Consider the following 13237-nt stretch of genomic DNA (forward strand, 5'->3'; position numbering starts at 1 on the left):
CAGCACCGGCACGAGAACGACGAAGGCAACCCCCGATGGGCTTCACCAGCCACCCCACTCTCCCGTGGAGCGAACTGCACCGCCGGCTGACCGGCGCCGCGCCGGACCGCACGGTCGTTCCGGACCGCACGGTCGTCCCGCTGCGCCGCCCCGCCGGGGCGCCCCCCGCCGTCGCGCCCGAGGACGCCGACGGCGCCGAACCCTGGGCCGAACTGCACGTCCACTCCGCCTTCAGCTTCCTGGACGGCGCCAGCGACCCGGAGGACCTGGTCGCCGAGGCGGCCCGGCTGGGCGTGGAGGCCCTGGCGATCACCGACCACGACGGCCTGTACGGCGCCGTCCGGCTCGCCGAGGCGGCCCGGGGCACGGGCGTGGCCACCGCCTTCGGCGCCGAGCTGACGATCCGTCACGACGGCGGCGCCGAACACCTCTTGGTCCTCGCCCGCGACCCGGCCGGCTACCGCCGCCTCTCCGCCGCGATCGCCGCCGCCCAACTGGCCGGCGGTGCCAAGGGCCGCCCGGCGTACGACCTCGCCGCGCTGGCCGGGGCGCACGACGGCCACTGGGCGGTGCTCACCGGCTGCCGCCTCGGCCGGGTCCCCGCCGCGCTGCCCGACCGGGCCGAGGCGGAGCGCCGGCTCCACACCCTCACCGAGGCGTTCGGCCGCGAGAACGTCCACGTCGAGCTGATCGACCAGTGGCTGCCCGGTGACGACCGGCGCAACGACGCCCTCGCCGCGCTCGCCGGAGAGCTGCGGCTGCCCGTCGTCGCCTCCACCAACGCCCACCACGCCGGGCCCGCCCAGGGCCGCCTCGCGCAGAGCCTCGCCGCCCTGCACGAGCGCCGCACCCTGCAGGAGGCGGCCGGCTGGACCAGGGCGTCCGGCACCGCGCACCTGCGCTCCGGCCGCGAGATGGCCGCCCGGCTGGCCCGCTTCCCGGGCGTGCGGCAGGCCACCGCCGAACTCGGCCGGGCCTGCGCCTTCGACTTCGCCGGGCTGGACCCGGAGCTGCCCGGCTACCCCGTGCCCGAGGGCGAGACCGAGATCAGCCACCTGCGCGCCCTGGCCGCGGCCGGCGGCCCGGCCCGCTTCGGCCCCGGCAACGCCGCCGCCCGCCGTCAGCTCGCCAGGGAACTGGACGTCATCGAGGACCTCCGCCTGGCCGGCTACTTCCTGATCGTGCACGACATCGTGGACTTCTGCCGCCGCGAGGGCATCTGGTGCCAGGGCCGCGGCTCGGCCGCCAACTCGGCGCTCTGCTACGCCCTCGGGATCACCGCCGTCGACCCGGTCCACTACAAGCTGCTGTTCGAGCGCTTCCTCTCCACCGCCCGGGACGGGCCGCCGGACATCGACCTGGACATCGAGAACCGCCGCCGCGAGGAGGTCATCCAGTACGTCTACCGCCGCTACGGCCGGGCGCACGCCGCCCAGGTCGCCAACGTGATCACCTACCGGCCCCGGCTGGCGATCCGCGACGCCGCCCGGGTGCTCGGCTACCCGCAGGGGCAGGTCGACGCGTTCAGCCGGCAGACCGACTTCCGCTCCGCCCCCGGCGCGGACGCCGTCATCCCCGCCGACGTGCTCTCGCTCGCCACCCAACTCCACGGTCTGCCACGCCACTTGGGCATCCACTCGGGCGGCATGGTGCTCACCAGGGAGCCGATCGGCGAGATCTGCCCGACCGAGTGGGCCCGGATGCCCGGGCGCTCCGTCCTGCAGTGGGACAAGGAGTCCACCGCCGCCGCCGGGCTGGTGAAGATCGACCTGCTCGGCCTCGGCATGCTCGCCGCACTGCACGACGCCTGCGACCTGATCGCCGAACACCACGGACTGCGCTACGACCTGGCGACCATCCCGGACGACGACCCGGGCGTGTACGCGATGCTGCGCCGGGCCGACACCGTGGGCGTCTTCCAGGTCGAGTCCCGGGCACAGATGGCCACCCTGCCCCGGCTCAAGCCGGATCACTTCTACGACCTGGTGGTCGAGGTCGCGCTGATCCGCCCCGGCCCGATCCAGGGCGGATCCGTCCACCCGTACCTGCGCCGCCGTGCCGGGGTGGAGCCGCCCGGCTGCCCGCACCCGCTGATGGAGAACGCCCTCGGCAAGACCCTCGGGGTGCCGCTGTTCCAGGAGCAGATGATGCAACTCGCCATCGACTGCGCCGGGTTCACGCCCGCCGAGGCCGACCGGCTGCGCCAGGCGATGGGCGCCAAGCGTTCGCACGAGCGGGTCGCCCGCCTCCGCGAGCGGCTGCTCACCGGCATGGCCGAGCGCGGCATCCCGCCCGAGGTGGCCGAGGACGTCTACGGCAAGATCGAGGCCTTCTCCAACTACGGCTTCCCGGAGAGCCACGCGATCAGCTTCGCCTACCTGGTGTACGCCAGCGCCTGGCTCAAGCACCACTTCCCGGCGGCCTTCACCTGCGCCCTGCTGGCCAACCAGCCGATGGGCTTCTACTCGCCGCTCAGCCTGGTCGCGGACGTGCGGCGGCACGGCGTCCGGGTGCGCGGGGTGGACGTCAACGCCAGCCGTCCGCGCCCCACCCTGGAGCCGTACCGGGGGCCGACCCCGAAGCCGCCGCTGACCGCCGGCCGCCCGCAGCCCGCCATCCGGCTCGGCCTGGAGACGGTGCGCGGCATCGGCGGCCCGCAGGCCGAGGCGATCGCCGCCGGGCAGCCGTACGCCGACCTGGAGGACTTCGCCCGACGCACCGGCCTGCCCGCGCCCGCCCTGGAGGCACTGGCCGCGGCCGGCGCCTTCGACTGCTTCGGGCTGACGCGTCGTCAGGCGCTCTGGTCGGCAGGGGCGTTCGCCGGAGTCTCGGCGGAGCTCATCCCCGGCACCACCCCCGGCGTCGACGCCCCCGACCTGCCCGGCATGAGCCCGGTCGAGGAGACCATCGCCGACCTGTGGGCCACCGGCACCTCCGCGACCAGCCACCCGCTCCAGCACCTGCGCGCCCACCTGGAGCGCGGCGGCGCACTCCCCGCCGACCGGCTCCCGGACGTGCCGCCGGGGACGGCGGTGGTGGTCGGCGGCCTGGTCACCCACCGGCAGCGGCCGCCCACAGCCGGCGGGGTGCTCTTCCTCAGCCTGGAGGACGAGACCGGGCTGATCAACGTGATCTGCAACCGCCCGGTCTGGGAGTCGCAACGCCGCACCGCCCTCGACCGGGCCGGCCTGCTGGTGCACGGCCTGATCGAGCGCGACCGCGGCGCCACCAACCTGATCGCCACCCGGCTCACCCCGCTCCGGATCGGCCTCTGAACGCCCGCCGCCGAACGGGCGCCGGACGCTGAACGGCCGCCGACCGACGTCCGTCGACGGCCGTCCGTCGACGACCGCCGCCCGACGACGGCCGCCGCACGGGATGAACCCGCCGGGCGGATCACCCCAGCGGTTGCCGCCCCTTGCCCGGCCCCCCGGCGAAGGCCTGGGCGATCGGCAGCCAGGCGGTCGCGACCGGCCCGGTCGCGGTGAGGGCGAGGTCGTCCCGGTGCCGGCGCTGGGTCACCAGCAGGCAGAAGTCCAGCGCCGGGCCGGTCACCACGTCCGCCGCGTCCGCCGGTCCGATGCTCCACAACCCGCCGTCCGGGGCGGTCAGTTCGAGCCGGACGGGCTGCTCCGGCGCGGGCAGCCGGTGCAGCGCGAAGGCGAAGCCCAGGGTGCGCAGCCCCAGGTGGGCGATGTGCCGCAGCCGCTCGGTGGGCTCCACGGTGGCGCCGAGCGCGTCCGCGACGTCCTGCCCGTGCGCCCAGGTCTCCATCAGCCGCGCGGTCGCCATCGAGGCGGGCTTCATCGGCGGGCCGAACCACGGCAGTTTGGCGCCCGCCGGCGTCCGGGCCAGGGCCGCCCGCAGCTGTTCCCGCCCGGCCCGCCAGCGGGCCAGCAGGATCGCCGGCTCGGCGGCCGCGCCCTCCCGGGCGCCCGCCTCGACCGGGTCCCCGGCGGCCAGCAGTTCGCCGAACAGGTCGCCGAGCGCCGTCCCGAAGCCCTCCGGGTCGCGGGCCGCCAGCGTCGCGTAGTCGTCCGTCCAGGCGAGGTGGGCGATCTGGTGCGCGATCGTCCAGCCCTCGGCCGGCGTCGCCCGCCCCCAGTCCCCGGCCGGCAGTCCGGCGACCAGCTCGTCCAGCACCGCGCTCTCGGCCGCCAGGTCCGCCAGCAGTCCGGCCAACACGTCCACCGCGCTCCTCGGGTGTGCCATCGCCTCCCCTTCGTCTCAGCCGCCCCGGCTACCCGCAGGTAGCCCCGGCCGCACCCTACGCCCGTGCCGCACCCCGTTTCCGGCACTCCGCGAAACACCCACGTCAGGACTCTCGCCACGGCCCGCACCGCGTGGGACGATCGCGCGATGACGCGCGCGGACATCCTTCCCCAGCCTTCGGCCGGGGGGACCTCCACGGCCGTGCCGCCCGAGGCCCCCGGCGCGCCCCACCCGGACCCCGACCCCCACCCCGACCCCGGTCCCGCCCTCGCCGCCGCCCCCGCCGCCGACCTCGACGCGCGGGCCGCCGAGCTGGTGCGGGCCGCGGTGCTCGGCGACCTCGCTCGCCGGGTGGTGGCCGAGTGCGGGGCGGACGTCGGACTGGTCGGCGTGCCGGAGCCGCTGCCCGGCCGCGGCGGCCCGGGCAGCGGCCGGGACGGCCGGGGCATGGTGCTGCGCCACTGGGCGGGCACCCGGGCCGGCCTGCTGCACGACCTGGCCGTCCCGGCCGGCACCGGGCTCGGCGGCCGGGCGCTGGTCGAGCGGGTGCCCAGCTGGGTGCCCGACTACCGCGCGGCGACCACCATTTCGCACCACCACGACGCCGCCGTCAGCGCCGAGGACCTGTACGCGATGCTCTCCGTCCCGCTGGTGGATCCGGACGGCGGCGCGGTGCGCGGGGTGGTGTACGCCGCGCTGCGCGCGGTCGTCCCGCTCGGGGACGTCCGGATCTCCGCGGTCGGCACCCTGGCCGCGACCGCCGGCCGGGCGCTGGCCGGGGCCGCCGCCTGGTGCCGGGAGAAGCCCCGGGCGGCGGCCCCCGCACCGCCGTTGACCCCGCGCGAGCACGAGGTGCTGCGCTGGGCGGCGACCGGCCGGACCAACCCGGAGATCGCCGCCCGGCTGGGCCTGACCTGCAACACCGTGACCGGCTACCTCAAGTCCGCGATGCGCAAGCTGGGCGTCCGCAACCGCACCGAACTGGCCGTCGCCGCCCGGGATTCCGGCCTCCTGGGCTGAGCGGGCCCGGTCGATCCGCCGGCGGGCCCGGTCGATCCACCGGCCGGCCCGGTCGATTCGCGGGCCGATCCGGTCGATTCGCCGGCGGGCCCGCTCAGTTCACCTGCCGCTCCCGCCCGGTCCAGTACGGCTCGCGCAGCCGGAACTTCTGCAGCTTCCCGGTGGCGGTGCGCGGCAGGGCGTCCCGGATCTCCACCGAGGTCGGCGACTTGTAGCCGGCCAGCCGCTGCTTGCAGTGCGCGATCAACTCGGCCTCGGTGACGCCCTCCCGGCCCTCCCGGAGCACCACCAGCGCCTTGACCGTCTCGCCCCACTTCTCGTCCGGCACCCCGATCACCGCGGCCTCGGCCACCGCCGGGTGGGCGTACAGGCAGTCCTCCACCTCGATCGAGGAGACGTTCTCCCCGCCGCTGATGATGACGTCCTTCTTCCGGTCGGAGATGGACAGTTGGCCGTCCGTCAGGGTGCCGCCGTCGCCGGTGTGGAACCAGCCGTCGCGCAGCGCCTCGGCGGTCGCCTCCGGCTGCCGCCAGTAGCCGTCCAGCACGGTGTTGGAGCGCACCAGCACCTCGCCGGAGCCGTCCACCTTGAGCTGCGTGCCGAGTGCGGGCGCGCCGGCCTGCACCAGCTTCTCGGCCCGTTCGGCGGCCGGCAGCGTGTCCCACTCGGCGCGCGAGCGGTTGACGGTGACGGCGGGCGAGGTCTCGGTCAGCCCGTACAGCTGCATGAACTCCCAGCCGAGCACCTCCTCGACCTGCTGCACCACGGAGGTGGGCGGGGGAGCGCCGGCCACGATCATCCGCACCTTGTCCCGGCCGGGCACGGGGCCGTCCCAGTCGGCGGCCGCGTCCAGCACCATCTGCACCACGGCGGGCGCGCCGGACAGGAAGGTCACCCCGTGCCGCTCGATCCGGCGCAGGATCTCCGCGCCGTCCACCTTGCGCAGCACGATGTGCCGGGCGCCGAGCCCGGTGAGGGAGAACGGCAGGCCCCAGCCGTTGGCGTGGAACATCGGCAGGGTGTGCAGGTAGACGTCCCGGTCGTTGGCGCCGTAGTGCAGGCCCATCAGGGTGGCGTTCAGCCAGACGTTGCGGTGGGTGAGCTGAACGCCCTTGGGGCGGGCGGTGGTTCCGCTGGTGTAGTTGATGGTGGCGGTGTCGTTCTCGGAAATCCCGTACGGCTTGGGGGCGTTGTCGAAGTCGTAGAGCAGCGCGTCGCTGTCCGCGCCGAGGACGAACTTGTGCTTGGCCACCACCCCGCCCAGCGCGTCCGCGAGTTCGGGGTCGACCAGCAGCACGGAGGCGCCGCTCTGCTCGACGATGTACGACACCTCCTCGGCCCTGAGCCGGAAGTTCACCGGCACCAGCACCCGGCCGTACCCGCTCACCCCGAAGAAGGAGGTGAGCAGCCGGGCCGAGTTGTGCGACACGATCGCGACCCGCTCGCCAGGCCCGACGCCGAGCCGGTCCAGCCCGGCCGCCTGGGCCCGGGCCAGTTCGGCGATTCGCCGGTAGCTCAGCTCGCCCCAGGATTCGGCGGGTTGCTCGGGCTCGTCGACGATGCCGACCCGGTCGCCGTAGACCAGCTCGGCCCGGTCGAGGAAGTCCATCACGGAGAGTGGAATCTGCATGCGCCCACTGTCCTCTCCCGGCGGCTCCTTGCACACCCCCGATCGGGGGTGTCACCCGCCTGTCGAGACCGTTCCCGCCGCACCGCGGCCTCCCGTCACACCGGTCCCGCCCCGCCGCCGGCCGCCGCCAGTGCCGCGACCAGCCGGTCCCGGGCCTCCGTCTGGGCGGCGATCCGGCGTTCCAGCACGGCCAGCCGCTCCCGGACGATCCCCAGCACCCGCGCGGACGGCGGGCGGGACAGCACGTCCCCGTCCAGGCAGCTCAGCAGCGGCCGGACGTCCTCCAGGGTGAGCCCGGCCGCCAGCAGCGCCCGGATGTTGCGCACCCGCACGACGGCCGGATCCCCGTACTCCCGGTAGCCGTTGGGCGCGCGCTCGGAGTCGATCAGCCCGGCCTGCTCGTAGTGCCGCAGGGCCCGCGGCGTACTGCCGGTCCGCCGCGCCAGCTCACCGATCCGCACCCGTACGGCCCCCGTCCGTCTCTGTCAGCCCACCAGCGCGCCCCCGTCGACCGACAACACTACGCCGGTGACGAACGAGGCCTGCGGGGAAGCGAGTCGGGTGATCGCCCAGGCGACCTCCTCGGGCCGACCGATCCGGCCCAGCGGGGTGTGCCCGATCTGCCAGGCCCGCACGGCCGCCAACTCCTCGGGGCTGCGGCCCGCGTGCTCGCCGATCGGCGTCTCGACCGCCCCCGGCGCCACCGCCACCACCCGGACGCCGCGCGGTGCCAGCTCGACCGCCCAGCCGCGGGTCACCGTCTCCAGGGCGGCCTTGCTCGCCGGGTACACCGCGTTGGACGGCCAACCGCGTTGGCCGATCGCGGTGCTGACGTTGACGATCACGCCCCGGCTCTGCGTCAGCGCGGGGAGCGCGGCCTGGCCCAGCAGCACCGGGGCGACGAGATTGGTGCCCAGCAGCGCCTCGACGCCCGCCCGGGTGTACCCGCCGATCGCCCCGCCGCCGCTGGTGACGCCCGCGTTGTTGACCAGCACGTCCAGCCGCCCGTACCGCGCCAGCGCCGCCCCGACGATCGCCTCCGGCGCGTCCGGCCCGGTGACGTCCGCGACCAGCGGCTCGATCGCCCCCGGGTGCCCGGCGGCCGTCTCCGCCAGCGGCCCCGGCCGCCGCCCCACCGCCAACACCCGTGCCCCCTCGGCCGCGAAGGCCCGCGCGGTGGCCCGCCCGATCCCCGTCCCGGCCCCGGTGACCACCACCACCCGCCGCTCCGCCGCCGTCCCGTCGCCCCCGCTGATCCCGTCCTGCTCGCTGTGCTCGTTGTGCTCGTCGCTCATGTGAGAACCCTCCGACCCTGCCGCCAGCGTCAGGGTCAAGCCGGGACGGCCGGAGCCCTCCGCGCGGCCCGGGCCCGGCAATGATCGGCACGACCTGCCGGGGCCTGCTAGGAAGGTCCCCGACACACGGTCACGCACCCACGGGGAGACCACTCATGAGCGACCAACGGCCCGCCACCCTCTTCGAGGCGGTCGGCGGCACCGAGGCCCTGCGCCGCCTCAGCGACAGCTTCTACCGGGGCGTCCTCGCCGACCCCCTGCTCGCGCCCGTCTTCGCCGACTTCACCGCCACCCACATCGAGCACGTCGCCGTCTGGCTGGCCGAGGTGTTCGGCGGCCCCACCGTCTTCACCGACGAGCTGGGCGGCCACCAGGCCCTGCTCCGCGCCCACGTGGGCCTGGCCATCAACGAGGAGCAGCGGCTGCGCTGGATGGAGCTGATGACCGAGGCGGTCGGCCGGGAGCTGCCGGACGACGCCGAGCTGCGGCGCCGGGTGCTGGACTACTTCGACTGGGGCACCAGGATCGCCGAGGACGTCTCGGCCTCCCCGGCCGGCACCGACCTCGGCGAGCCCGGCCCGATCCCGCACTGGGGCTGGGAGGGCCTGGAGAAGTGACCGACCGAGCTCCGATAGCGGACGGCCTGCTGCTGCGGCCGTTCGAGGACGCCGACGCACCGGCGCTGATCGAGGCCTACCGGGACGCGACGCTGCGCCGGTTCACCCGGATCCCGCTGGACGGCCCCGAGCAGGCCGCGCGCTGGCTCGCCCTGCAGTACGACGGCTGGGCGGCCGGCACCCGGTACAGCTTCGCCGTCCTCGACGCGGGCGAACTGGTCGGCAACGTCGCGCTCAAGCGCGGCACTTCGGGCGGCGAGGCGGCCGAGGTCGGCTACTGGACGGCGGCCCCGGCCCGCGGCCGGGGGGTGGCGCCGCGCGCGGTCGAGGCGGTGACGGCCTGGGCGTTCGAGGCCTTCGCCCCGGGCGGCCTGCGCCGGATCGACCTGCTGCACCAGGTGGACAACCCCGCCTCCTGCCGGGTGGCGGAGAAGAGCGGCTACGCGTTCCGGGAGGCGCTGTCGGCGCTGCCCCCGGAGTTCCCGCTGGACGGCCACCGGCACGCCCGGAATTGGCTGGACGCCCCGGAAGCGGGCAGGTGAGAGTAGGCGCATGGCTTCTCTGGTACGACACGTGACGATCGATTGCGCCGACCCGTTCGCCCTGGCGGGCTTCTGGGCGGAGGTCCTGGACGGCACCTTGGCCGAGGACGACAACCCGGGCGACCCGGAGGCGGTGGTGGAGTCGGCGGGCGCCTCGCTGCTGTTCATCCGGGTGCCGGACGCCAAGTCGGTGAAGAACCGGGTGCACCTCGACCTCCAGCCGCAGGGCCACGGCCGCGAGGAGGAGGTAGAGCGCCTGCTCGCCCTGGGCGCCGCCTTGGTGGCGGACCACCGCACGCCGGACGGCAAGGGCTGGGTCGTCATGTCGGACCCCGAGGGCAACGAATTCTGCGTGGAGCGCAGCCGGGCGGAGCGGATCGCCACCGGCGACGCGTAGCCCGCTGCCGGGAGGGGCGGGCCGTCACACGGGAGGGCGAACGCCCGGGCCGTCGCGGAGAAGTCCGTCCGATAATCGACCCTGTCCGGGGCCTTCCCGAGGCCTTCCGCATCCGCGAACACCCTCCGCGCGCACCCCAGGCAGGTACCCCATGGTCGCAATCGCCGTGATCGGCGCCAACGGCACCATCGGCACCGCCGTCGTCGCGGAGGCGGCGGCGCGGGGGCACGAGGTGGCGGCGGTGGTCCGCGACCCGGACCGCTACCGGGGCGGCGCCGGGGCGGTCCGCGTCGAGCGCGGGGACGTGCTGGACCCGGCCGACGTGGCCCGGGTCGCGGCCGGCCGGGACGTGCTGGTGAGCGCGGTCGGCGGCGGCGACGGCCCGGGCCACCTGGCGCTGATCGAGCCCGCCGCCCGGTCGCTGGTCGCGGGCCTGCGGATGCTCGGCGACGGGGCGCCCCGGCTGCTCGCGGTGGGCGGGGCGGGCAGCCTGGAGACGGCGCCGGGCGTGCGGGTCTGGGACACCCCGGGCCTGCCGGAGTCGATCCTGCAGATCATGCACGCCCACGGCGCCGCCCTGGACTACTACCGGACGGTTTCCGACCTGCGCTGGACGGTGCTCAGCCCGTCCGCCGAGATCGGCCCGGGGGAGCGGACCGGCCACTACCGTACGGGCCTGGAGCAGCTGCTCACCGATGCCGGGGGCCGCAGCCGGATCTCGGTGCCGGACTTCGCGGTCGCCCTGGTGGACGAGATCGAGCAGCCCGAGCACATCGGCGAGCGCTTCACCTGCTGCGCGCTCTGAGCCCCACCGGACTCAGCCCAGCTGGATCGAGCGCTTGGCCAGCCCCATCCAGAACCCGTCGATGACGCTGCGCTGGCTGCCGAGGTCGGCCTCGCCGGCGCCCAGGGTGACGAACAGCGGCGCGAAGTGCTCGGTGCGCGGGTGGGCGAGCCGCCCGGCCGGGGCCTTGTGCTCGAAGTCGAGCAGCGCGTCGAGGTCGTGGGCGGCGAGGGCGCGCTTGCCCCAGTCGTCGAACTCGGCCATCACCGAGCTGACCCGGCCGTCGCTGCTGAGCGCCCGCAGGTTGTGGGTGAAGAAGCCGCTGCCGACGATCAGCACGCCCTCGTCGCGCAGCGGGGCGAGCTTGCGGCCGATCTCCAGCAGGCGCTGCGGGTCGAGGGTGGGCAGTGAGACCTGGAGCACCGGGACGTCGGCGTCCGGGTACATCTCGACCAGCGGGACGTACGCGCCGTGGTCGAGCCCGCGGTCGGGGATGTCCTGGACGGGCGTGCCGGGGGCGCGCAGCAGCTTGCGCACGCGGTCGGCCAGCTCGGGCGCGCCGGGGGCGGCGTACCGGACCTGGTAGTAGTGCTCGGGGAAGCCCCAGAAGTCGTAGACCAGCGGCACGGTGGTGACGGCGCCGAGGGCGAGCGGCGCCTCCTCCCAGTGGGCGGAGACCATCAGGACGGCCTTGGGCCGGGGCAGGTCCGCGGACCAGGCGGCGAGTTCGCCGGGCCAGGTCGGGTCGTCGGCGAGCGGCGGCGCACCGTGCGACAGGTACAGGGCGGGCATGCGCGCGGGGGCCGCGGTGCTCAGGGCGTCCTCCTCGGACTCCTCGGGGCGGCTTTTCGATGCCTTCCCGAAGCCAGGTAGTTCAAATTTGAACCTCTACTGCTTCGACGGTACACCCGGGTTCGAATTTGAACAACAGGAGTAGGCTTCGTGCCATGCCCTCACTGAACGAACCTCGCTGGCTCGACCAGGACGAGATGGCCGCCTGGCGGGGCTTCGTCACCGCGAGCAACCTGCTCAACCGCAGGCTGGAGCGCCAGCTCAAGGAGGACTCCGGCCTCTCCCACCAGCAGTACGAGATCCTGGTGCACCTGTCCGCCGCCCCGGGCGACTCGCTGCGGATGACCGAACTCGCCGACAAGCTGGTCACCTCCAAGAGCGGCCTCACCTACCAGGTCACCCAGCTGGAGAAGGCGGGCCTGGTCGCCCGCCGCTCCTGCCCCAGCGACGTGCGCGGCGTCATCGCCGAACTCACCGACCAGGGACGGGAGATGCTGCGGATGGCCGCGCCCGGCCACGTCGCCCTGGTCCGCGAGCTGCTGATCGACGTGCTCACCCGCGAACAGCTGGCCGTGCTCGCCGAGGGCCTCGGCGCGGTCGGCGCCCGGCTGCGCCGCGACGAGGCCTACTGACGGCGACCCGAGGAGACCCGAGGGCGACCCGAGGGTGACCTGAGGCCGGCCGGGCCTACCGGAGCCCCGCCGCCCGCTCGCGCAGCAGCTCCCGCTCCCGCGCGTTGCGGGTGAGCTCCGCCGCCCGCTCGAACTCCGCCCTGGCCTCCGCCGTCCGCCCCAGCCGGGCCAGCAGGTCGCCCCGCACGCTCGGCAGCAGGTGGTACGCGCGCATCGCGGGCTCCGCCGCGAGCGCGTCCACCAACTCCAGCGCGGCGGCCGGTCCCCGGGCCATCGACACGGCCACCGCCCGGTTCAGCGCCACCACCGGCGAGGGCGTCAGCACGAGCAGCCGCCCGTACAGCTCGGCGATCATCGCCCAGTCGGTGTCCTCGTACCGCCGCGCCTTGGCGTGACAGGCGGCGATCGCGGCCTGCACCGCGTACGCCCCGGTGCCGGCCCGCTGGAGCGCGTCGAAGCCGCGCCGGATCAGCAGCCCGTCCCAGCGGGCCCGGTTCTGCTCGGCCAGCAGCACCGGCCGCCCGTCCGGCCCGGTGCGGGTGCGGGTGCGCGAGGCCTGGAACTCCAACAGCGCGGCCAGCCCGTGCACTTCGGGCTCGCCCGGCATCAGCGCGGCCAGCTGCCGGGCCAGCCGCAGCGCGTCCTCGCACAGCTGCGGGCGCAGCAGGTCGTCCCCGGCGGTGGCCGAGTAGCCCTCGTTGAAGACCAGGTAGACGACCTCCAGGACTGAGGACAGCCGCCGCGCCCGGTCCTCCCCGTACGGCACCTCGAACGGCACGCCGGCCTTGGCCAGCGTGCGCTTCGCCCGGACGATCCGCTGCGCCACCGTAGCCTCGGGCACCAGGAAGGCGCGGGCGATCTCGGGGGTGGTGAGCCCGCCGAGCAGCCGCAGGGTGAGCGCGATCCGGGCGGGGGCGGACAGCACCGGGTGGCAGGCGGTGAAGATCAGCCGCAGCAGGTCGTCGTCGATGTCCTCCGGCCCGGCCGGCTCCTCCGGGGGCGCGACGTCCGCCAACGACCGCCCCACCTCAGCGAGTTTGCGGGCGTAGACCTCCCGGCGGCGGACCAGGTCGATCGCCCGGTGCTTGGCGGCGGCCGTCAGCCAGGCGCCCGGGTTGTCGGGCACTCCGGCTGACGGCCACTGCTCCAGGGCGGCGACCAGCGCGTCCTGGGCCAGTTCCTCGGCGATGCCGACGTCCCGGACGATCCGGGCGGCCGCGGCGATGATCCGTGCCGACTCGATCCGGAACACGGCCTCGACGGCCGCCGTGGTATCCCTGTGCGTCACGGCCACCCATCAGAGCAGCCGGGGCGGC

The 13237-nt window shown here is 75.2% G+C and carries 13 protein-coding genes; 7 read left to right on the forward strand and 6 right to left on the reverse strand.

Annotation, left to right across the window (positions count from 1 at the left end; genetic code table 11):
- Positions 1-35 precede the first annotated feature (35 nt).
- On the forward strand, positions 36-3275 hold the full coding sequence (locus tag ACPC54_RS02780; protein ID WP_498960431.1) for an error-prone DNA polymerase: 3240 nt from the start codon (positions 36-38) through the stop codon (positions 3273-3275).
- Between the two features lie 121 nt (positions 3276-3396).
- Here ACPC54_RS02780 and ACPC54_RS02785 read toward each other — a convergent pair whose 3' ends face one another.
- A complete protein-coding gene (locus ACPC54_RS02785) occupies positions 3397-4212 on the reverse strand; it encodes a TIGR03084 family metal-binding protein (protein WP_498960433.1) in 816 nt (271 codons plus the stop codon).
- Positions 4213-4359: 147 nt separating this feature from the next.
- On the opposite strand from ACPC54_RS02785, the gene ACPC54_RS02790 reads away from it, so the two are divergent.
- Positions 4360-5232: a helix-turn-helix transcriptional regulator gene (locus ACPC54_RS02790; RefSeq protein ID WP_498960435.1), complete on the forward strand. Its 873-nt coding sequence runs from the start codon at positions 4360-4362 to the stop codon at positions 5230-5232.
- Between the two features lie 94 nt (positions 5233-5326).
- Here the strand turns inward: ACPC54_RS02790 and ACPC54_RS02795 are convergent, their stop codons facing one another.
- The 3 genes from ACPC54_RS02795 to ACPC54_RS02805 all read right to left on the reverse strand — a co-directional run bounded on the left by ACPC54_RS02795 (position 5327) and on the right by ACPC54_RS02805 (position 8157).
- A complete protein-coding gene (locus tag ACPC54_RS02795; protein ID WP_498960437.1) occupies positions 5327-6862 on the reverse strand; it encodes an AMP-binding protein in 1536 nt (511 codons plus the stop codon).
- Between the two features lie 95 nt (positions 6863-6957).
- Positions 6958-7323: a MerR family transcriptional regulator gene (locus ACPC54_RS02800; RefSeq protein WP_498960439.1), complete on the reverse strand. Its 366-nt coding sequence runs from the start codon at positions 7321-7323 to the stop codon at positions 6958-6960.
- Positions 7324-7347: 24 nt separating this feature from the next.
- The gene (locus tag ACPC54_RS02805; RefSeq protein ID WP_498960441.1) at positions 7348-8157 is read right to left on the reverse strand and encodes an SDR family NAD(P)-dependent oxidoreductase; all 810 of its coding nucleotides are present in this window, start codon (positions 8155-8157) and stop codon (positions 7348-7350) included.
- 155 nt (positions 8158-8312) lie between these two features.
- Between ACPC54_RS02805 and ACPC54_RS02810 the strand changes: the two genes are divergently transcribed.
- From ACPC54_RS02810 to ACPC54_RS02825, 4 genes are all read left to right on the forward strand, one after another.
- Positions 8313-8774, forward strand: coding sequence for a group II truncated hemoglobin (locus ACPC54_RS02810; RefSeq protein WP_498960443.1), 462 nt, complete (start codon positions 8313-8315; stop codon positions 8772-8774).
- On the forward strand, positions 8771-9316 hold the full coding sequence (locus ACPC54_RS02815; RefSeq protein ID WP_498960445.1) for a GNAT family N-acetyltransferase: 546 nt from the start codon (positions 8771-8773) through the stop codon (positions 9314-9316). Before ACPC54_RS02810 ends, ACPC54_RS02815 begins: the two co-directional genes overlap by 4 nt.
- A gap of 10 nt (positions 9317-9326) precedes the next feature.
- Positions 9327-9713 carry a VOC family protein gene (locus ACPC54_RS02820; RefSeq protein WP_498960447.1) on the forward strand — a complete coding sequence of 129 codons (387 nt, stop codon included), beginning with the start codon at positions 9327-9329 and terminating at the stop codon, positions 9711-9713.
- 151 nt (positions 9714-9864) lie between these two features.
- Positions 9865-10518, forward strand: a complete 654-nt coding sequence (locus ACPC54_RS02825; RefSeq protein WP_498960449.1) for an NAD(P)-dependent oxidoreductase — start codon at positions 9865-9867, stop codon at positions 10516-10518.
- A 12-nt stretch (positions 10519-10530) separates the two neighbouring features.
- Here the strand turns inward: ACPC54_RS02825 and ACPC54_RS02830 are convergent, their stop codons facing one another.
- The gene (locus tag ACPC54_RS02830) at positions 10531-11289 is read right to left on the reverse strand and encodes a dioxygenase family protein (RefSeq protein WP_498960451.1); all 759 of its coding nucleotides are present in this window, start codon (positions 11287-11289) and stop codon (positions 10531-10533) included.
- 164 nt (positions 11290-11453) lie between these two features.
- Between ACPC54_RS02830 and ACPC54_RS02835 the strand changes: the two genes are divergently transcribed.
- Complete coding sequence (locus ACPC54_RS02835; protein WP_498960566.1) at positions 11454-11921, forward strand: MarR family winged helix-turn-helix transcriptional regulator; 468 nt, start codon at positions 11454-11456, stop codon at positions 11919-11921.
- A 55-nt stretch (positions 11922-11976) separates the two neighbouring features.
- Here ACPC54_RS02835 and ACPC54_RS02840 read toward each other — a convergent pair whose 3' ends face one another.
- Complete coding sequence (locus ACPC54_RS02840; protein ID WP_498960453.1) at positions 11977-13209, reverse strand: RNA polymerase sigma factor; 1233 nt, start codon at positions 13207-13209, stop codon at positions 11977-11979.
- Positions 13210-13237: the final 28 nt, after the last annotated feature.

The organism is Kitasatospora sp. NPDC094028 (assembly GCF_049543595.1).
Classification (GTDB): Bacteria; Actinomycetota; Actinomycetes; order Streptomycetales; family Streptomycetaceae; genus Kitasatospora.